The sequence below is a fragment of the Saccharomonospora sp. CUA-673 genome (assembly GCF_001942305.1).
Classification (GTDB): domain Bacteria; phylum Actinomycetota; class Actinomycetes; order Mycobacteriales; family Pseudonocardiaceae; genus Prauserella.
In genome coordinates this window covers 114,119-134,204 of sequence record NZ_MKKE01000004.1, presented here as the reverse complement: position 1 = coordinate 134,204, position 20,086 = coordinate 114,119, and the positions used below count along the sequence as shown (strand labels likewise).

Below are 20,086 nucleotides of genomic sequence, written 5' to 3'. Positions count from 1 at the left end.
ACACACAGACCTTGGGGGGCTCTCAGTCGAGGGCGGTGCGGAGTTCGGCGGCGACGCCGCGCATGCCGGCGGCGTTGGGGTGGTACGACATCGCCACGAGCGGGTTCGTGAGCTTGCCCTGGATCCACGCGTCGGACCCGGCGCAGGCGTCGTGCCCCTCCGACGGGCCGTGCATGTCCACATAGGACACGTCGTGGCCGGCGGCGGCCACGGTCTCGGCGGCGCCGCGTACCGCGCCGCTGAGTGCGGTCTCGACGTCGTGGGCCCACGCGAGGTCGCCGTCGGCGAACGGGAGCACCTTCGGGCAGGTCAGGGCGCTCGCGGGCGGCGGGGTGATGCGCGGGTAGCCGACGACGAGCACCGTCGCCTCCGGGCTGCGCGCCACGACCTCGTCGAGCACCGCGGCGATCCGCCCCTCGGTGCGTCCGACGGCCTCGACGAGCCGGTCGGTGCCGTCGGGATCGGTGAAGTGGTCGCGGCACGGCGTCCCGGTGGGGTCGAGCGCGCGCAGGCCCGGGCACGTGCCGACCATCGAGCCGAACACGCCCTCGTCGTTGCCGCCGATGCCGACGGTCACCAGGTCGGTGTCGGGCCGGAGCGTGTCCAGCTGGGGCGCGTTCGTGCCGAGCGCGGTGCGCTGCGGTTCGGTCATGTGGGTGGTCTCGGCGCCGCCGCAGCTGACGTCGTCGAACGACTCGGCGCGCAGCGTCGACTGCAGCACGGTCGGATAGTTGGCCGTCGACCGCACGCAGCCCAGGGGCGCGGTCAGCTTGGGCAGCGGGATGAGCGGGCCCGACGTGTAGGAATCGCCGAGCGCGACGTAGTGCCCGAACCGCGGCTCGCCCTGCTCGACAGGAGCCGCGGGTTCGGCCTGCGCAGCCGGTTCGGCCGCTGCGGCCGGTGCCGTGGTCGCCGTCAGGGTCGTGAAGGCCAGGATCGCCGCCGCCCCGAGCGCTCCGAATGTCGTCAGCACGCGCCGTGCTCGCATGAGGATCCCCGATCGATGCCACGTGAACGTCCGTCCCCTCTGTCCTACCGACCGTGATCAGATGACAACAGTGAGCGAACGGGTCGCATCGGCGCGCGATCGGGGGACACCGCCCTCACGCGCAGCGATCAGCCACGGGATGCCCAGGGGACGGGGCGGAGGGCGTGCCCTCCCGCGTAGGCGGCGACCTCGGGCGAGCGCCAGTCGGACAACAACGACCCGTCGACGCGGTACACCTCGACGCCGATCGGACGGCAGACGTCGATCGGGTCGCGGGCGCGGGCCCCCACAGCGGTACGGACAGGTCGCCGCCGGGACAGGTCGACAACGCGCACAACAGGTCGAGCTCGGCGAAGAACTCGAGGTGGTCGCCGGGCGCGGCGGGGCAGGTCTTCATGAAGTAGCGGTCGTCGGCGGTGAGCCCGGTGCATTGGAACACGTTGAGCACGTCGTGGACGTCGAACTCGGTCAGTCCGTACGGCGCGACCGCGCGCACGAGGTTCGAATGGCAGTGATAGTCGAAGTCCTCACCGGTGAGCATGCGATTGACGTACGGATCGCAACGCGTGCCGAGCAGATCGTGCACGCGGCCGCCGTCGGCGTCCGGACCGTAGTCGGCGAGGGTGTCGGACGTGAAGGTCAGCAGCGGCCGCAGATACGGCAACGTCGACCACAGTCTGTCGAATGTGGACACATGCGCCCGCTGGAGTTGGCGGGTGCGCGAGGCCCACAGGCGTTCGCGCGGGTTGTGCCGGTTCCATACGTTCAGGTCGCCCACCTGTGGGCCGTCGACGGTGACGAGCCGGCACACGTGCCCGGCGGGCACCTCCCACGCCCGGCCCGCGCGGATCGGGATCTCGAACCGGTCGACGAGTTCGCGCCCGCCCTCGGCGATCGCGCCGTAGAACGCGCGGTCGACCTCCAACGCGCTGCCCTGGTAGGCCGCCTCCACCATCGTGTCCTCCTCATCCGCGGGATCCGGCAGGTCTCAGGAGCCCTCGGGCGGATCGTCGGTCCCGATGGCCTGGATCGACGAGGGAACCACGGCCCTGGTCGGCTCTGCAGCATCCGCGCGGCTGCTGTTGCTGTCGGGTGATGTGGGGCCCGGCGGTGACTTCCCGGTGACTCCGCGTAACCGGGGAATACGGGCGGTGGTCGACGGGTTGACACCGGTAAGGCGTGTACCGGCGCGAACGACCCCCCGGGTAGCCGCCGAGCGGGTAATCCGGTCGGAGAATCCCACGACTCGTGGGACGATGGGGGTGAGCGCGAGGACGCGCTCACCCGATACCGGACCTGGAGGCTTGTGAGTAACCCCGAACGCGGCGACGTCCTGACGTCGCAGGCGGACCTTTCCGCAGAGTCGGTTGACAGCACGGTCCTCGACGGAGCGGCCCCCCGCAGGCCGGGCGAGCTGCCGTCGACCGGCGAGCTCGAGCTCGAGGCCCGCGCATCACTGCGCCGGGTCGCCGGGCTCTCCACCGAGCTGTCGGACATCACCGAGGTCGAGAACCGGCAGCTGCGGCTCGAGCGTGTCGTACTCGTGGGCGTGTGGACCGAAGGCACCGCCGCGCAGTCGGAGGCCTCGCTCGAAGAACTCGCCCGGCTGGCCGAGACCGCAGGGTCGACCGTGCTCGAAGGCGTGGTCCAGCGCCGCAGCCGGCCCGACCCGGCCACGTACATCGGCTCGGGCAAGGTGCGCGAACTGTTCGACATCGTCGTGTCGAGCGGTGCGGACACCGTCGTCTGCGACGGTGAGCTCTCGCCCGGCCAGTTGCGGCAGCTCGAGGACAAGCTGAAGGTCAAGGTTGTCGACCGGACCGCGCTGATCCTCGACATCTTCGCCCAGCATGCCCGTTCGAAGGAGGGCAAGGCACAGGTCGAGCTGGCCCAGCTGCAGTACCTCATCCCGCGGTTGCGCGGCTGGGGTGAATCGCTGTCCCGGCAGGCCGGTGGCAGGGCCGGCAGCAACGGCGGTGTGGGCCTGCGTGGTCCGGGTGAAACCAAGCTGGAGATCGATCGCAGGCGGATCGGCAAGCGCGTGGCCAAGTTGCGGCGGGAGATCGCGGCGATGGACACGATTCGCGAGACCAAGCGAGGTCGGCGCAAGGCCAACGACGTGCCGAGCGTGGCGATCGTCGGTTACACCAACGCCGGCAAGTCGAGCCTGCTCAACGCGATCACCGACGCCGGTGTGCTCGTCGAGGACGCGTTGTTCGCCACGCTCGACCCGACGACGCGCCGTGCGGTGACCCCGGACGGCCGGGCCTACACCCTGACCGACACCGTCGGATTCGTCCGGCACCTGCCGCACCAGCTCGTCGACGCGTTCCGTTCCACTCTCGACGAGACCGCGGACGCCGACCTGCTGTTGCACGTCGTCGACGGCTCGGACCCCGCCCCGGAGGAGCAGGTGCAGGCCGTGCGCGAGGTGCTCGCCGAGATCGGCAGCAAGCGTTCCGACACGGTGGTGCCCGAGCTGATCGTGATCAACAAGTCGGATGCGGCCGGCGAGGTGTCGTTGGCCCGCCTGCGGCACCTGCTGCCCGACGCACACGTGGTGTCCGCGCATTCCGGTGCCGGCGTCGAGAAGCTGATCGCGGCCCTCGCCGACCGGCTGCCCCGGCCGGACACCCTCGTGGACGTGCTGGTGCCGTACGCGCGCGGCGAGCTCGTCGCGCGGGCGCACGCCGACGGCGAGATCCTCACCGAGGAGCACACGGCCGACGGCACGCGACTCTGTGCCCGGGTCCACGCCGACCTCGCGGGTGCGTTGCAGCCCTACCGGATGAGCGCCGAACCGGCCGGCGACCCGGTGCGCTGACCGCGGTGCGGTTCCGGTGGACGGCGGTCGCGGCCGCCTGCCTGTTGACGGCTGGCACCGGTCTGTTCGGTGTCGCCGGCACGGCGGGGGCGGTACCCGCGCCCGCCGCGCCGGCGCCTGCTCCGGCCGCGCCTGCTGATCCGCCGGGTCCGCAGACGCAGTGCGCGTTGTCGGACCCGGTGCTCGACGAGGTGTCGGGCCTGGTCGCCGACGACGACCGGTGGTACGCGGTCAACGACGGCGGCGACGACCTGCGGTTGTACGAGCTCGACCACGGGTGCGGGCTGCGGGACGTGCTCGTCGACCCCGCGGTCCCGTACGACGTCGAGGACCTGGGCCGGACGGCCGACGGCACGTTCTGGTTGGCCGACATCGGCGACAACCGCGGCGCACGGGACACGGTCGCGATGCACGAGCTGCGGCCCGGTGAGCCGTCGACGCTGTACCGGCTCACCTATCCGGACGGTGCGCACGACGCGGAGGCGTTGCTGCTGGACCGGGACGGGACGCCGCACATCGTGACGAAGAGCTTCACCGGCCGCTCCGGGATCTACCGCCCCGCCGAGACCATGCGCAGCCCCGGGCCGACTCCCCTCGAGCGGGTCGGGGACGTACAGATGCGCCCGACGGGCACACCCGGCGGCCCGGTCGGCGCCATGGGGGCACTGCTCATCACCGGTGGTGCCGTCAGCCACGACGGCCGGGTCATCGCATTGCGCACGTACACCGACGCCTACCTCTACGCCGTGCCCGACGACGGGGACCTCGTCAGGGCGCTGACCGGTGCGGCGCCGGGTGGTGAGCCCGTGCGGGTGCCGCTGCCGGACGAACCGCAGGGCGAGGCGATCGCGTTCCAGCCGGACGGAACGCTGGTGTCCATGAGCGAGGGCGTCGGCACCGACGTCCGCGTCGTCCCGCGGGCGACGTCCTTGGTCACTGATGCCGAACGGGCCGAACCGTCGAGCGAGACCGCGTCCCCGGGCCCCTCCGGTCCGGCGCACGAGAACACGGGATCCGACGGCGCCGTTCCCGACGAGGGGGCCGAGCCCGACGACGCGGCCGGCCTCGGCGCCGGGACGTGGGCCGCCCTGGCGGCCGCGATCGGCGTCGCGGCCGCGGCCACGGTCGGCCTCGTCCGCCGCAGGCGGACCTGACGGCGGTGGCGACGCTCGGTCAGAGGCGGCGCAGGACGGCGACCACCTTGCCCAGGACCTGCGCGTCGTCACCCGGGATGGGTTCGTAGGCGTCGTTGTGCGGCATCAGCCAGATGTGGCCGTCCTTGCGCTTGAACGTCTTGACGGTCGCCTCGCCGTCGATCATCGCGGCCACGATCTCGCCGTTCTCCGCGTCTTCCTGCTGGCGCACCACGACCCAGTCGCCGTCGGTGATCGCCGCGTCGACCATCGAGTCGCCGGTGACGCTGAGCAGGAACAGCGCGCCTTCGCCGACGAGTTCCTTCGGCAGGGGGAAGACGTCCTCGATCGCCTGCTCGGCCAGGACGGGGCCGCCGGCGGCGATGCGGCCGAGGATCGGCACGAACGCCGGCGTCGGCCGGTCGTCGGCCGGGGAGACCTTGGAGATCGCGTCGGAGGTCAACATGCCCACGGCACGCGGCCGGTTCGGGTCGCGCCGCAGGAAGCCCTTCCGCTGCAGGGTCTGCAGCTGGTACGAGACCGACGATGTGGAGGTGAGCCCCACGGCCTCGCCGATCTCGCGCACGCTGGGCGGGTAGCCGTAGCGGTCGACCCACCAGCGGATGACCGCGAGGATGCGCTGCTGCCGCGGGGTCAGCGTCTCGTCGCTGACCTCCGGAAGGTCGTGGATGGTGCCACCGGCGGGGCTGCGCCTGTCACCGGTCTCGTCGTGCGTCGTGGGTGCCACCGTGTCGCCTCCCAGTTGTGGACGGTTCGACCCGTCCGGCTGTGTCGTCGCTCTTGCTTCTGTCGCGACCGTCGCGACCGGTGCACCGATGCCGATGCGGTGCTGAACCGCTGCATCGGTGCTCGGGTCCTCGGGTCGCCGTGTTCCGGCTGCGCCCCGGGTGGCGCATCCGGACCCCGGCGCCGCGTGGCACGGGCCGTGAGGGCCGTGTGGCTCGCCGTATACCCCCGACGCTAGCCTGCTCGCCGGCCAATCTCAAACGTTTGTTCGACGACACGCCGTGACGCTCTCGATTTTGTCGGACCCGGGTGGTACACATCGTACAGCCGTTCGATCGACCGCATGTTCGAGGAGGTGGCCATGTCGATGGTACTGCAGCGGACCGTCCCGCAGGGGGACGTCCCAGAAGGCCGTGAGCAGCGAGAACAGCTGCCGCAGAGGCGTCAGGGCCGAGTCGGGCCCGCACGCGCGGAGGCCGCACCGGCGGCACTTCCGGGTGCCCACCGGCGCGCCCCGGCCGATCCGGCCGGGGGCGACCGGGTTGGCCGGGTTGACCGGGTTCGACTCGTTCGGGTCGGCGAGGTGCGACGTCCACCCAATCGGGCGTATCCGGCGCCACCGGGTGGGCGCCTTCGGATGCGGCCGTGCGCGCCCGCGCGTGTGACACCGCCTCGTGCGTGGCGTTCGGCGTCCCGCGGTCGGGAGGTCCTGGTGCTGGCGGCGATCGCGCTCGCGGTGTTCCTGGGGGTGCTCGGCGTGGGCCTCACGGCGAACGCGCTCGCCGGCGCGGGTGTCGGCGACGCGGGGATCCCGTCCGGCACGGCGGTCGTGTCCGTCGGCGTGGGCGAGTCGCTGTGGGACGTCGCCGCGCGCACCGCGCCCGATGCGGAGCCGTCAGCCGTCGTGGCGAAGATCCAGGAGCTGAACAATATGACCGGTGGCGGGGTGGCGGCGGGCATGCCGCTCGTCGTTCCCGCCGAGCCGTGAGTCCCGCACTGCCCGCGGCGGACGAAAAGCTCCCCCGTAGCGGTGAGCTATGTCGGTGATCACGTGTCGGAGGGCTGTGTCAGCTTGCGCGACGCCTGGGTCCGCTCTTAAGGTCAACCCCCACATCTAGTAGTTACACGGCTGTAGTTGGTCCACAAGTTGGGGTACACTCGTCAGAGTTATCCACAGTTCGCTGGACTTCACCCACCGGGTATCCACACGTTGATCACCAGTCGCGAGGCCGGGTGATCGAGCACCGATCGAGTCAATCGGGGCCCGTTCGAGTCGGTTGAGTCGGCCGGGTGTCGGTACTGGCTGTGGATATGTCGCGATCACGGTGTCGAAACGGGGAAGGGGAGGTGTTCGGTCATGCGGTGTCCGTTCTGCAGGCATGCCGAGTCCCGCGTCGTCGACTCTCGTGAGGTGGACGAAGGACAGGCGATCCGGCGCCGGCGTTCGTGCTCGAAGTGCGGTCGCCGGTTCACGACCTCGGAGTCGATGGTGCTCGCCGTCGTCAAACGGTCCGGGGTCACGGAACAGTTCAGCAGGGACAAGGTGGTTCGGGGAGTGCGCCGGGCCTGCCAGGGCCGGCCCGTCGACGACGATGCGTTGCAGCAGCTCGCGCAGCGCGTCGAGGAGTCGGTGCGGGCGGCCGGTGTGGCGGAGATTCCGAGCCACGAGGTCGGACTGGCGATCCTCGGTCCGTTGCAGGAACTGGACGCTGTGGCATATCTGCGCTTCGCGAGCGTGTACCGCGCGTTCTCCTCCATCGAGGACTTCGAGAAGGAGATCACGGACCTGCGTCAGGCGATTGCGGATTCGATCGACTGAGTCGTCTCAGCCGGTCAGCGGGAAGAACGCGGACGACGACTGACGTCGCCGCTTGGTGTCAATCGCGGGAGTGGGAGTCATGACAGAAACGGTCGGGGCCGAGGCCGCCAAGACAGCGAAGAAGCGGTCAGGCAGTGGCGCGCGCAAGGGGCTGAAGGTCGAGCGCGTGTTCACGACCGAGGGGGTTCACCCGTATGACGAGGTCGCGTGGGAGAAGCGCGACGTCGTCATGACCAACTGGCGGGACGGGACGGTGAACTTCGAGCAGCGGGGCGTGGAGTTCCCCGAGACCTGGTCGATCAACGCCACGAACATCGTCACCAGCAAGTACTTCCGGGGCGCCGTCGGCAGCCCCGAGCGGGAAGGCAGCCTCAAGCAGCTGATCGACCGGGTCGTGAAGACCTACGTCGCATCCGGCACGGAGAACGGCTACTTCGCGTCGCAGACCGACGCGGAGATCTTCGAACACGAGCTGACCTGGATGCTGCTGAACCAGGTGTTCAGCTTCAACTCGCCGGTCTGGTTCAACGTGGGCACCTCGTCGAAGCAGCAGGTCTCGGCGTGCTTCATCCTCTCGGTCGACGACACGATGGAGTCGATCCTCGACTGGTACAAGGAAGAGGGCCGCATCTTCAAGGGCGGTTCCGGTGCGGGCCTGAACCTGTCCCGCATCCGCTCGTCGAAGGAACTGCTCTCCTCCGGCGGCACCGCCTCCGGCCCGGTGTCGTTCATGCGCGGCGCCGACGCCTCCGCGGGCACCATCAAGTCCGGCGGTGCGACGCGCCGGGCCGCGAAGATGGTCGTTCTCGACGTCGACCACCCGGACGTCGAGGAGTTCATCGAGACGAAGGCCAAGGAGGAGCACAAGATCCGCGTGCTCCGCGACGGCGGCTTCGACATGGACCTCGGCGGCGCCGACATCGCCTCGGTGCAGTACCAGAACGCGAACAACTCGGTGCGCGTGTCCGACGAATTCATGCGCGCCGTCGAATCCGGCGACGACTTCGGCCTGCGCGCCCGCACCACCGGCGAGGTCATCGAGCGGACCGACGCCAAGCCGCTGTTCCGTAAGATGGCCAAGGCCGCCTGGGAGTGCGCCGACCCGGGCATGCAGTACGACGACACCATCAACGACTGGCACACCTGCCCCGAGTCCGGCCGGATCACCGCGTCCAACCCGTGCTCGGAGTACATGCACCTCGACAACTCGAGCTGCAACCTGGCGTCGCTGAACCTGCTGAAGTTCCTGTCCGACGACGGCTCGTTCGACGCGAAGCTGTTCGCCAAGGCCGTCGAGGTCGTCATCACCGCGATGGACATCTCGATCTGCTTCGCGGACTTCCCGACCGAGACGATCGGCGAGACCACCCGCAAGTATCGCCAGCTGGGCATCGGCTACGCCAACCTCGGCGCCCTGCTGATGGCCACGGGTCACGCCTACGACTCCGACGGCGGCCGCGCGCTCGCCGCGTCGATCACCTCGCTCATGACGGCGGTGTCCTACCGCCGCTCGGCCGAGCTCGCCGGCGTCGTCGGCCCGTACGAGGGCTACGCCCGCAACGCCGACGGCCACAAGCGGGTCATGCGCAAGCACGCCGCGGCCAACGAGCTGGTGCGCACCCTCCACGAGAACGACGCCAACGTGCGTGCACTGGCGACGGACGAGTGGAAGCGCACCATCGAGATCGGTGAGCGCTCCGGCTGGCGCAACGCGCAGGCCAGCGTGCTCGCCCCGACCGGCACCATCGGCTTCATGATGGACTGCGACACGACTGGCATCGAGCCGGATTTCTCGCTGGTGAAGTTCAAGAAGCTCGTCGGCGGCGGCTCGATGCAGATCGTCAACAACGCCATCCCGCGCGCCCTGCGTGCCCTGGGCTACCAGGAGGAGCAGGTCGAGGCGATCGTCGACTACATCGCACAGAACGGGCACGTCATCGACGCGCCGGGCCTGCGGACCGAGCACTACGAGGTGTTCGACTGCGCGGTCGGCGAGCGTTCGATCGCGCCCATGGGCCACGTGCGCATGATGGCCGCGGTGCAGCCGTTCATCTCCGGCGCCATCTCCAAGACCGTCAACATGCCGGAGTCGGCGACGATCGAGGACGTCGAGGAGATCTACTTCGAGGGCTGGAAGCTCGGTCTGAAGGCGCTCGCGATCTACCGCGACAACTGCAAGGTGGGCCAGCCGCTGTCCTCCGGCAAGAACGAGAAGGCCGAGGCCGAGCCGGAGAAGGTCATCGAGTACCGGCCGGTGCGCAAGCGTCTGCCGAAGAAGCGTCCGAGCCAGACCGTGTCGTTCACGGTCGCCGGCGCCGAGGGTTACCTGACTGCCGGGTCCTACCCGGACGACGGCCTCGGCGAGATGTTCGTCAAGCTCGGCAAGCAGGGCTCGACGCTCGCCGGCGTCATGGACGCCTTCTCGATGTCGATCTCGGTGGGTCTGCAGTACGGCATTCCGCTCGAGTTCTACGTGCAGAAGTTCCAGAACCTGCGCTTCGAGCCGGCGGGCATGACCGACGACCCGGACGTGCGGATGGCCACCAGCGTGCTGGACTACCTGTTCCGCAGGCTCGCGCTGGACTACCTGCCGTACGAGAAGCGGGCCCAGCTGGGCATCTTCACCGCCGACGAGCGGTCGGCCCAGGTCGAGTCCGACTACAACGGCGGCGGATCCGACGTCGCGACGCAGGGCGATGGTGTCGACCTCGACGCGCTGCGCAGCACGGTCGACTCCGGATCGGCGACGACGGCCGACACGCCCGCTCCGGCGCGGCAGTCGGAGACGAACGACGGTACGGCGCACACCACGACCGAGCTCGTGGAACTGCAACTCGGCAAGGCCGCCGACGCTCCGCTGTGCATGACCTGCGGAACGAAGATGCGTCCCGCCGGTTCGTGCTACGCCTGCGAAGGCTGCGGTGCGACCTCGGGCTGCAGCTGAGTCGCTTGAGCTGAGCCGGTGACGGTCCGACCGGAACCGCGCCCGACCCGAACGCGGGCAGGGGATCGACATGCGATCCCCTGCCCGCGTTTCGTTGTCTCGGGGCGGTGCGCGTACGGGCGCACGGGTACACGGCCCGGTGGTCCACGCCGTCCGGCGGGATCCCGACAAGCGGACCGAAACCGGGCTCGAACGGGTGCAATACCTGCCCATTCGGGTGAGTTTTTCCCGGTGCGGCTTCTGCGGGTAAGGAACTTTCGTGTGTATTCGTCGGGGGTCGGTCGCCCATAGCGTGAGGGCGGTCACGGCATCGGCGGTTGACGACTCCACGGAGTGACCACCGATGGCGGGGCTCGAGCACGTCACTTCACCTGCTCGTAGGACAACCCCACCTATGGAAGGGACGGCATGAGAAAACGGACAACCGGGCTGCTCGCCGGTCTGGCTGTGTTGGGCATGACGCTGGGCATGGCGGCACCGGCGGCGGCCGGCGAGGGCACCGGCCACGGCACCACCGACTACGAGGCCCTGTTGGCGCCGGGTACGCACGTGCCGGCGACCGAGGGCTCGGTGCACATGAACTGTGAGATCCCGCCGGACGCGACGACGACGTCCTCGTCACCATCGAGACGGTGCTCGACGAGGAGGACGCCACGGACAAGGTGCGCCTGGCCACCTACGAGGCGGCCTGGGTCGAATCGCGCGCCAACGACCTCGACTGCGGCGACAAGTCGTCGATCGGTGTCTTCCAGCAGCGGCCCGACTTCGGCTGGGTCAACGCCGGCGACCCCGAACTGGCGACGTACGACTTCCTGCACGGGAACCCGTCCGACAGGACGCCTGGGGCCATCGACATCGACGCGGACAACCCGGACTTCACCGCCGGTGAGGTCGCGCAGGCCGTGCAGCGGTCGGCCTTCCCCGACCGGTACGACGAGGCCGAGGAGATCGCGCGCGACCTCGAGGAGCGGGCCCAGGAGCTGATCGGCTCGTCGGCGTCCTGACCCGACGTAGCGGATGCAGGACACCCGCAGAGTGCACACATAACGAGAACCCCGACGTGACACGGGCCGGGAGCCACCAGCGTGGTCCCCGGCCCGTGTCCGTGTCGTCGGTGCCCGGGTGTCGGTGCCGTCAGCCGCCGAGGCGTTCCCACAGGAACTCGTAGGCGAGTGCGGACTTGAAGGCGAGCTGGGCGTTGTCGGCCGCGCCGCCGTGGCCCCCTTCGACGTTCTCGTAGTAGCGGACGTCGTCGGGGGAGTAGCCCTCGGCGAGCAGACGGGCGACCATCTTGCGGGCGTGACCCGGGTGCACGCGGTCGTCCCGGGTGGAGGTGAGCATCAGCAGCGGCGGATACGGCTGCCCGCTCCGGACGTGGTGGTACGGCGAGTAGGCGCCGATGTAGGACCACTGCTCGGGGTCGTCCGGGTCGCCGTACTCGGCCATCCACGACGCGCCCGCGAGCAGCAGGTGGTAGCGCCGCATGTCGAGCAGCGGCACCTGGCACACGATCGCTCCGAACAGCTCGGGGTAGCGGGTGAGCATCACGCCCATCAGCAGGCCGCCGTTGCTGCCGCCCTGGATGCCGAGGCGGGCCGGGGTGGTGATGTCGCGTTCGGACAGATCGCGCGCCACGGCGGCGAAGTCCTCGTACACGCGATGGCGGTGCTCCTTGATCGCCTGGTTGTGCCAGTCCGGGCCGTACTCGCCGCCACCGCGGATGTTGGCCAGCACGTACGTTCCTCCGCGCGCCAGCCATGCCCGGCCGATCACGGCGCTGTAGTAGGGCGTCTGCGACACCTCGAAGCCGCCGTAGCCGCCGAGCAGCGTCGGTCCCGGCTCTGCTCCGGCCCGGCGGACCACGAAGTAGGGGATGCGCGTGCCATCGGCTGACACGGCGAAATGCTGCTCGGTGGTCAGCCCGTCGGCGTCGAAGCGTGCGGGCGCCTGCTTGAGCGGCTCCCGCTCGCCGCCACCGGCGGCGTCGACGATGCCGCGCACGAGCGACGACGGCTGGGTGAAGCCGGTCACCTCGAGCAGGAACTCGTCGTCGGCGTCCGGTTCGGTGTCGACGAGGTCGACGGTGCCCACGTCGGGCAGACCGGCGAGGGGTTCGTCGCGCCAGGTGTCGCCGTCGGGGGTCAGCACCCGCAGTCGGGTCTTCACGTCGTGGAGCGTGCCGAGGATCAGGTGGTGGCGGGTCCAGGCGTAGTAGTCGAGCGAGGTGTGGGCGTCCGGTTCGAACAACACCGTCATCGTGCGGTCGCCGGCCATGAACTCGTCGAACCGGGCGGCGAGCAGCGCTCCGGCGGGATGCTCGCCCCACGGAGTGCGGGTGCGCACCAGCAGCCACTCGCGGTGCACCGACGCGACCGCGTCGTCGGGCACGTCGACACGGGTCAGCCTGCCGCCGGACAGCAGGTACAGCTCGCTGCGGTAGAACTCGATGTTCCGGCGGACGAAATCGCGTTCCCAGCCCTCGGTCGGATCGTGGAACGCGCGCACCGACACGTCGTCGGGTTTGCCCTCGAAGACGGTCTCGGCCTCGGCCAGCGGCGTGCCGCGGCGCCAGCGCTGCACCACGCGCGGATATCCCGAGTCGGTGAGCGAGCCCTCGCCGGTGTCGGTGCCGACGTAGATGTGGTCGGCGTCGATCCAGCTCACGGAGCTCTTGGCCTCCGGGAGGCCGAAGCCGTCGGCGACGAACTCGCGGCGCCGCAGGTCGAACTCGCGCACCACGGTGGCGTCGGCGCCCCCGCGGGACAGTTCGACGAGGCAGCGGTCGAGCTCGGGCCGCAGCACCGCGGCACCCTGCCAGACCCAGTTCTCGTCCTCGGCCTCGGCGAGCGCGTCCACGTCGATCAGCACGTCCCAGTCGGGGGTGGCCGTGCGGTACTCGGCGAGTGTGGTGCGGCGCCACAGGCCGCGCGGGTGCTGTGCGTCGCGCCAGAAGTTGTAGAGGTACTCGCCGCGCCGGCGCACGTAGGGGATCCGGTCGTCGGCGTCGAGCGCCTCGCGGATCTCGTCGCGCAGGGCGAGGAACCGCGGCCGTTCGGTGTAGGTCGCGGTCGTCTCTGCGTTGCGGGCGTGCACCCACTCGAGTGCGTCGTCGCCCGTGACGTCCTCGAGCCACAGATGCGGGTCGTCCGCGGCCGGGTTCTCGCGCGTGGTGCTGCCGGGAGCTGGGTCGGTCATGTCGCCAGTGTGCCAGCGCCGGCCGGTCCGCGGCCGGGAACGGGCGCGGCGGCGCGTCCCCCGGTCGTGGGCCGACCGCCGGTGCGGGGATACGTCCGTTCGGATCGCGACGTTCGTCGGTCATTTTCCTGTCATATCAGGGACAACGCCCGTTCTTGACACCTCGGGCGGATCCGGGAAAAGTCGACGCGTTCGCAGGCCAGGGTTCGTTCGGCCGTGTCCCGTCCCACGATCCATCGAGGTGTTCGCGTTGAGATCCAGGCGTCTCGTTCCCGTCCTCGCTCCACTCCTGGCCGCGGTCGTCGCGGTGCCGTTGACGGCACCGGCCGTCCAGGCGAGTCCCGTCGACCGGCCCGTGTTCGAGGGCGGTGCGGCACAGCCGGTGTTCGACCCGTCCGACGTCGTACGCGACGAACTGTGGGTGCGCGCCCCGGTCGACAGCGACGGCGACGGCGCCGACGACGAGGTCCATGTCCAGGTCGTCCGCCCGAAGGCCACCGAGCACGGACTCGACGTCCCGGTGGTCTACACCGCGAGTCCGTACTTCGCGGGCGGCAACGAGGTGGAGAACCACAACGTCGACGTCGAGCTGTACGTCCCGCGCGCCCAGATGAGCACCGTGTACGAGGAGTACCTGCTCGCGCGGGGGTTCGCCGTGGTGTACGCGGACTCGCTCGGCACGGGCGGGTCGACCGGATGTCCCACCACCGGCGGCGAGAACGAGACGATCGGCGCGAAGTCCGTTGTGGACTGGCTGAATGGACGCGCCGACGCGCGCACCGAGTCGGGCGAGGCGATCGAGGCCGACTGGACCACCGGGAAGACCGCGATGATGGGCGTGTCCTACAACGGCACCCTGCCCAACGCCGTGGCCGGCACCGGCGTCGAGGGGTTGGAGACGATCGTGCCCATCGCGGCCATCTCCGAGTGGTACGGCTACTACCGGGAGAACGGTACGGTCGTCGCGCCCGGCGGTTACCAGGGCGAGGACGCCGACGTGCTCGCCGAGTACGTCTACACGCGGCAGGACCGCGAGATCTGCCGTCCCGTGATCGACGAGCTCGCCGAACGGCAGGACCGGATCACCGGTGACGACAGCGAGTTCTGGCAGGAGCGTTCGTACCTGGACAAGGCGGAGAACGTGCGGGCGTCGGTGCTGGCGGTGCACGGCCTCGACGACTGGAACGTCAAGGTCGCGCAGACCGCGCAGTGGTACGAGGCGCTCGCCGAGCACGGCGTCGACCGCAAGATCTGGCTGCACCAGTTCGACCACACCGACCCGTACCGGGTGCACCGGGACGCCTGGCTGCAGACCCTGAACCGCTGGTTCTCGCACTACCTGTACGGCATCGACAACGGGATCGACCGCGAACCGCGTGCCACGATCCAGCGCGAGGACGAGACCTGGCACGACGAGGCCGACTGGCCGGCGCCGGGTGCCGCCGACGTCACGCTGCACCCGCGGCCCGGCGGCGAGGGCGTCGGCGGACTCACCCCCGGCGGGCACGCGCCCGGACGTCCGGTGGTCGAGTCGCTGACCGACGACGCCACGGAGAAGGTCGAGGACCTCGTCGACGCCGACGCCTCACCGCATCGCCTGCGCTACGCCACCGAGCCCGCCGCCGATGCCGTGCGCCTGAGCGGAACCCCGTCGGTGGACCTGCGGGTGGCGTTCGACCGGCCCGCGGCGAACGTGACGGGCGTGCTCGTGGACCGTGCGCCCGACGGCACCGCACACGTCATCACCCGTGGGCACGCCGATCCGCAGAATCGGCATGACCGGGCGGAGACGACACCGATCCGGCCGGGCAAGGACTACCGGCTCTCGTTCGACCTGCAGCCGCAGGACTACATCCTGCAGGCCGGCCACCGGCTCGAGTTCGTCGCGTTGTCGAGCGATCACGACTTCACACTGCGACCCGAGCCCGGGGCCGGGATCGCGATGAACGTGAAGCACTCCTCGGTGACCGTCCCGGTCGTCGGCGGAGCGGAGGCCGTGCGCGTCGGCGGCTGACCCGCCGGGTGTCGGTGGTGCGGTCGGTGCGGCGGGTCGGTGATGTGGGTGGTGCGGTGTCCGTGCGCGGCGCGGCATCGTACCGCCCACCACCGACACCGCCGTGCCGCCGCCGGTATCACCGGGCGAGTTGTCCACATCGGATCCCGGCATCCACAGATTTCGCCTGCCCCCGCCCACGGCCCCGGTTCGGCCCCATCGTGGAGGCATGACCACTTCGTCGACCTCCCAGCCGTCCACCTCCTTCCCACCGCCCACGCCCCGCACCACGATCACGTTGCGCGGCCCGGGCGAGATCATCGCCGCGGTGCCGTACCTCCTGGGGTTCCATCCCCGAGACTCGGTCGTCCTCGTCGCCCATGCCGGCAGGTCACCCTCGGCCCGTGGCCCCGGTGCGGACCGGGCCGACGTCGGCCATGTCCTGCGCATGGACATCCCGCCCGAGGACATGGTCGTCGAGTTGCGGGCCGACCTCGAGGCGACGCTGCGTCCGTCGTTGGCGGAAGCCACCGCCGTGACCGTCGTGATCGTCGGCGGCGTGGCCGAGCCCGGTGGCGGGCCGGCGCACCAGGCCCTGATGACCGAGCTCGCGTCGTTGCTGACCGCGGTCGGCGTGCCCATCGCCCGTGCACTGTGGACACCCGAGATCACCAAGGGCGCGCCGTGGTGCGATTACGCGAGGTCCGATTCAGCGGGGTCCGGTCCCGCGGACCGCGACGGCGTGGTGCCCGATCCGTGGGCGTCCACCCTGGCCGCCGCCAGCGCGCATGCCGGTCACATCACCTATCCCAGCCGTGAGGCGATGGAACGCAGCCTCGAGTCCGACGACCCCGAACTGCTGATGCGCAGATCGGCGCTGTTGGAGCTCGCCGCGTCCCGCGACGAGGTGGAGCGCGGCGACGGCAGGTCCGGGACCGACGACGTCGGCGCCGAGCGGATCGTCGAGGCCGTCGGGGTCGTGCGGGACGCACTCGGCCGGTTCCGCAGGGGCCTGCGCGAATCGGCGGCGTGTGTCCTGTCCGATCAGCAGGTCGTGGATCTGGCGCGGGCGTGAGCCGGCACGACGTGCGTGACATGTGCCTGGGCGAGGCGTGGCCGGCCGGTACGCCGCGCGCGTTGGCCGCGGAACGGCTGTGGCGGGTGCTGGTGCGGGCGACCCCGGACCCGGAACGGGCCGAGCCGGCGGCGTTGCTGGCCTACTCGGCGTACCTTCGCGGGGAAGGGGCGTTGGCGAGCATGGCCGTCGCGAAGGCGCGCCAGGCCGATCCCGGGCATCTGCTGGCGACACTGCTCGAACAGGTGGTGGCGCGCGGCATGCCGCCGGAACAGCTGGCCGGGTTGGCGCAGTCCTACGCGGCGCCCGACCTGCTGGGAACCGCGTCGGGTGGCGACGACGCTACGCGCGGCGGTCCTGCGTGAACCGCCAGGCGTCCGACACGATGCCCTGCAGATCGGTGTGCCGGGGCTTCCAGCCGAGCTCGGCGCGCGCCTTCTCCGCCGACGCCACCAGCACGGCCGGGTCGCCGGAACGACGCGGTGCGACGGCGGCGGGGATCTCGTGCCCGGTCACCGCACGGCAGGCGTCGATCACCTCGCGTACCGAGAACCCGGTGCCGTTGCCGAGGTTGTAGATCTCGTGCGTACCCGCCGTGGCGTGCTCGAGCGCAAGCAGGTGCGCATCGGCCAGGTCGCTGACGTGGATGTAATCGCGTACGGCCGTGCCGTCGGCGGTGGGGTAGTCCTCGCCGTAGATCTGCACCTGCTCGCGGTCGCCCGTGGCGACCTGCAGCACGATCGGGATCAGGTGCGTCTCGGTGGCGTGCCGCTCGCCGTAGGGGCCGTAGGCGCCGGCGACGTTGAAGTAGCGCAGGCTCGTCGCCGCGAGGCCGTGGGCGCGGGCGTAACTGGTGATCGCATAGTCGATCGCCAACTTGGTGGCGCCGTAGGTGTTCGTCGGACCGGTCGGGGCCGTCTCGGGGATCGGGCTGACGTCCGGTTCGCCGTAGGTCGCGGCCGTGGACGAGAACACCAGGCGCGGGGTGTTGTGCTTGCGCATCGCCTCGAGCAGCCGGAGGGAGGTGAGGACGTTGCCCCGCCAGTAGAGCCCCGGGTCTTGCATGGACTCGCCGACCAGTGACTTCGCGGCGAAGTGCAGCACACCGTCGAATCCCTGGCTCAGGAGCGTCTCCGCGACCTCCGCGGCGTCGCCCTGCACGAACCGCACCCCGTCGGGCACCGCGTCGGCGTGGCCCGTCGAGAGGTCGTCGACGACGGTGACGTCGTGCCCGGCCTCGACGAGGCGGGCGGCGCACACACTGCCGACGTAACCGGCGCCGCCGGTGACGACCAGCTTCATGGGTGCGGGGGACGTGGCCGTGTCGGTCATGCTCAGGGCCTTCCTGATCGGACGGGTAGCGCGTGTGGCGGGGACAGTGTGCCGCACCCCGAACCGGTCAGGCGTCGCGGCCCGCACCCGCGGACGGGACGGCGACGAACAGCCGGGGAGCGCGGTAGCCGGCGGCCTCGAACGCGGTCGTCACGGCCGTCTCGACGGTGCGGCGGTCGGACTCGCGCACGAGTGCGATCGCCGAGCCGCCGAACCCGCCACCGGTCATACGGGCGCCGAGCGCCCCGGCGGTGCGGGCCGTGTCCACGGCGAGGTCGAGCTCCGGGCAGGAGATGCGGTAGTCGTCGCGCATGCTCACGTGCGAGGCGTCCAGGACCGGTCCGATGTCGGCGATCCTGCCGTGGCGCAGGTGCTCGACCGATTCGAGGACCCGCTCGTTCTCGGTGACGACGTGGCGCACCAGCGGGACGAGGTCGTCGGGAAGTCGGCCGAGGGCGTCGTCGAGGGTGTCGGGGGCGACATCGCGCAGGGCGTCGAGGCCGAGCACATGTGCCGCCCGCTCGGTGCTCTGCCGTCGGTCGCCGTAGCCGGAGTCGCCCAGAGAGTGCTTGACGCGCGTGTCGATGACCAGCACCGACAGCCCGGCGCCGGCGGCGTTGAACGGCACCTGTTCGGTCCGGCCCGAACGCACGTCGAGGAACAGCACGTGGCCGTCGACGCAGCACATCGACGCGGTCTGGTCGAGCACGCCCGTGGGCACGCCGACGAACTCGTTCTCCGCCCGTTGGCACCAACGGGCGAGCTCCGCACGACGAGCGGCGTCCTGGTCGTCCTCACCGCCGAGGCCCAGCAGCGCCATGGCCGAGCGCATTCGAGGGCGGCCGACGACGACAGCCCCGCACCCGTCGGCACGTCACCGGCGATCACGAGATCGGCGCCGTGGTCGAGCACGCCCTGCTCGCGCAACACCCACGCGACGCCCGCCGGGTAGGCGGCCCAGTCCTCGGGGTTGCCGGGCTTGAGCTCGTCGAGACCGATCGGCTCCTCGACGTGCACCCGGCCGTCGTCACCGACGGTCGCGACGCCGAGCATGCGGTCGTCGCGGGGAGCGGCGGCCGCGGCCAGGCGATGCGGCAGCGCGAACGGCAGCACGAACCCGTCGTTGTAATCGGTGTGCTCGCCGATGAGATTGACCCGACCGGGTGCCGACCACACGCCGACCGGCGGCCCGCCGTGGACGGACCGGAAGGCGCCGGCAGCGATCTCCGAAGGACGTTCGCCCGTCACCGCGTCTGAGCCAGGACCGCGTGCAGGACGCTCGTGGTGACCGTCCCGGTCGAGGCGTCGTCGGACACCTCGACGGAGGTGCCCGCGTTCTTGCCGACGTGCACGGTCTGCCCCGGCACGATGCCGACCGCCTTGAGCTGCGACATCAGCGCCTCGTCGCTCTGCACGTGCTCGGCGATGCGGCGGATCTCGACCTTGCCGCCGCCCGCGCGGGCCACGTCGTCGAGCCGCACGAGATCCGATTCGGCCGGCGGCGCGGGCTGCCCGCCGTCGCCCAGCTTGTCCAGGCCCGGGATCGGGTTGCCGTACGGCGACGTCGTCGGGTGGTCCAGCAGCGCGACCAGCTTGCGCTCCACCGCCTCGCTCATCACGTGCTCCCAGCGGCACGCCTCGGAGTGGACGTGCTCCCACTCCAGGCCGATGACGTCGACGAGCAGGCGCTCGGCGAGCCGGTGCTTACGCATCACCGCGATCGCCAGCTCCCGGCCGTGCTCGGTCAGCTGCAGATGCCGGTCGTCCGCGACGACGACCAGGCCGTCCCGCTCCATGCGCGCCACGGTCTGGCTGACCGTCGGCCCGCTCTGCTCGAGCCGCTCCGCGATCCGCGCGCGCAGCGGCGTGACACCTTCCTCTTCGAGCTCGAAGATGGTGCGCAAGTACATCTCGGTGGTGTCGATGAGATCGTTCACGCCTGTCCCCTTTGTTCGCCAAACTCATGGTAGTCGCTCCCGGTGACGGAACAGGCAGCCGTCACGCACCGGGTGGAGGTCCACGCCGGGTGCCGCCGT

At 70.7% G+C, this 20,086-nt stretch carries 15 protein-coding genes and 1 pseudogene; 9 read left to right on the top strand and 7 right to left on the bottom strand.

What is annotated here, in order from left to right:
- Positions 1-22 precede the first annotated feature (22 nt).
- A complete protein-coding gene (locus BJF85_RS02890; protein WP_075845632.1) occupies positions 23-988 on the bottom strand; it encodes an SGNH/GDSL hydrolase family protein in 966 nt (321 codons plus the stop codon).
- 115 nt (positions 989-1,103) lie between these two features.
- Entirely contained in the window at positions 1,104-1,943 is an 840-nt protein-coding gene (locus tag BJF85_RS02885; protein WP_369822053.1) for an urea carboxylase-associated family protein, read from the bottom strand.
- A gap of 459 nt (positions 1,944-2,402) precedes the next feature.
- Here BJF85_RS02885 and hflX point away from each other — a divergent pair, with 459 nt between their 5' ends.
- Both hflX and BJF85_RS02875 read left to right on the top strand, forming a co-directional pair.
- On the top strand, positions 2,403-3,812 hold the full coding sequence (hflX, locus tag BJF85_RS02880; RefSeq protein ID WP_075845652.1) for a GTPase HflX: 1,410 nt from the start codon (positions 2,403-2,405) through the stop codon (positions 3,810-3,812).
- A gap of 5 nt (positions 3,813-3,817) precedes the next feature.
- Positions 3,818-4,966, top strand: a complete 1,149-nt coding sequence (locus tag BJF85_RS02875) for an esterase-like activity of phytase family protein (RefSeq protein ID WP_255375346.1) — start codon at positions 3,818-3,820, stop codon at positions 4,964-4,966.
- Between the two features lie 19 nt (positions 4,967-4,985).
- Here BJF85_RS02875 and lexA read toward each other — a convergent pair whose 3' ends face one another.
- Positions 4,986-5,693, bottom strand: a complete 708-nt coding sequence (gene lexA, locus BJF85_RS02870; protein WP_075845631.1) for a transcriptional repressor LexA — start codon at positions 5,691-5,693, stop codon at positions 4,986-4,988.
- 711 nt (positions 5,694-6,404) lie between these two features.
- Between lexA and BJF85_RS02865 the strand changes: the two genes are divergently transcribed.
- The 4 genes from BJF85_RS02865 to BJF85_RS02850 all read left to right on the top strand — a co-directional run bounded on the left by BJF85_RS02865 (position 6,405) and on the right by BJF85_RS02850 (position 11,459).
- The gene (locus BJF85_RS02865; protein WP_083665866.1) at positions 6,405-6,680 is read left to right on the top strand and encodes a LysM peptidoglycan-binding domain-containing protein; all 276 of its coding nucleotides are present in this window, start codon (positions 6,405-6,407) and stop codon (positions 6,678-6,680) included.
- A gap of 369 nt (positions 6,681-7,049) precedes the next feature.
- Complete coding sequence (gene nrdR / locus BJF85_RS02860; protein WP_075845630.1) at positions 7,050-7,511, top strand: transcriptional regulator NrdR; 462 nt, start codon at positions 7,050-7,052, stop codon at positions 7,509-7,511.
- Positions 7,512-7,590: 79 nt separating this feature from the next.
- Positions 7,591-10,455 carry a vitamin B12-dependent ribonucleotide reductase gene (locus BJF85_RS02855; protein ID WP_075845629.1) on the top strand — a complete coding sequence of 955 codons (2,865 nt, stop codon included), beginning with the start codon at positions 7,591-7,593 and terminating at the stop codon, positions 10,453-10,455.
- 632 nt (positions 10,456-11,087) lie between these two features.
- Positions 11,088-11,459: a hypothetical protein gene (locus BJF85_RS02850; RefSeq protein WP_075845628.1), complete on the top strand. Its 372-nt coding sequence runs from the start codon at positions 11,088-11,090 to the stop codon at positions 11,457-11,459.
- Positions 11,460-11,589: 130 nt separating this feature from the next.
- Here the strand turns inward: BJF85_RS02850 and BJF85_RS02845 are convergent, their stop codons facing one another.
- The gene (locus BJF85_RS02845) at positions 11,590-13,650 is read right to left on the bottom strand and encodes a prolyl oligopeptidase family protein (protein ID WP_075845627.1); all 2,061 of its coding nucleotides are present in this window, start codon (positions 13,648-13,650) and stop codon (positions 11,590-11,592) included.
- 250 nt (positions 13,651-13,900) lie between these two features.
- Between BJF85_RS02845 and BJF85_RS02840 the strand changes: the two genes are divergently transcribed.
- The 3 genes from BJF85_RS02840 to BJF85_RS29520 all read left to right on the top strand — a co-directional run bounded on the left by BJF85_RS02840 (position 13,901) and on the right by BJF85_RS29520 (position 17,083).
- Positions 13,901-15,664, top strand: a complete 1,764-nt coding sequence (locus BJF85_RS02840) for a Xaa-Pro dipeptidyl-peptidase (RefSeq protein WP_075845649.1) — start codon at positions 13,901-13,903, stop codon at positions 15,662-15,664.
- A 208-nt stretch (positions 15,665-15,872) separates the two neighbouring features.
- On the top strand, positions 15,873-16,718 hold the full coding sequence (locus tag BJF85_RS29525) for a DUF4192 domain-containing protein (protein ID WP_075845626.1): 846 nt from the start codon (positions 15,873-15,875) through the stop codon (positions 16,716-16,718).
- Positions 16,715-17,083 (top strand): DUF4192 domain-containing protein, encoded by a 369-nt coding sequence (locus tag BJF85_RS29520; protein WP_255375345.1) that lies wholly within the window; start codon positions 16,715-16,717, stop codon positions 17,081-17,083. The genes BJF85_RS29525 and BJF85_RS29520 overlap by 4 nt, the downstream gene beginning before the upstream one ends.
- Here BJF85_RS29520 and galE read toward each other — a convergent pair.
- The 3 genes and pseudogenes from galE to BJF85_RS02815 form a co-directional block, all read right to left on the bottom strand.
- Positions 17,061-18,050, bottom strand: a complete 990-nt coding sequence (gene galE, locus BJF85_RS02825) for a UDP-glucose 4-epimerase GalE (RefSeq protein WP_075845648.1) — start codon at positions 18,048-18,050, stop codon at positions 17,061-17,063. The two genes, BJF85_RS29520 and galE, sit on opposite strands and share 23 nt — an antisense overlap.
- 67 nt (positions 18,051-18,117) lie before the next feature.
- Positions 18,118-19,298: pseudogene (galK, locus tag BJF85_RS02820) on the bottom strand (galactokinase).
- Positions 19,295-19,987, bottom strand: coding sequence for a metal-dependent transcriptional regulator (locus tag BJF85_RS02815; RefSeq protein WP_075845624.1), 693 nt, complete (start codon positions 19,985-19,987; stop codon positions 19,295-19,297). Before BJF85_RS02815 ends, galK begins: the two are co-directional and overlap by 4 nt.
- Positions 19,988-20,086 lie beyond the last annotated feature (99 nt).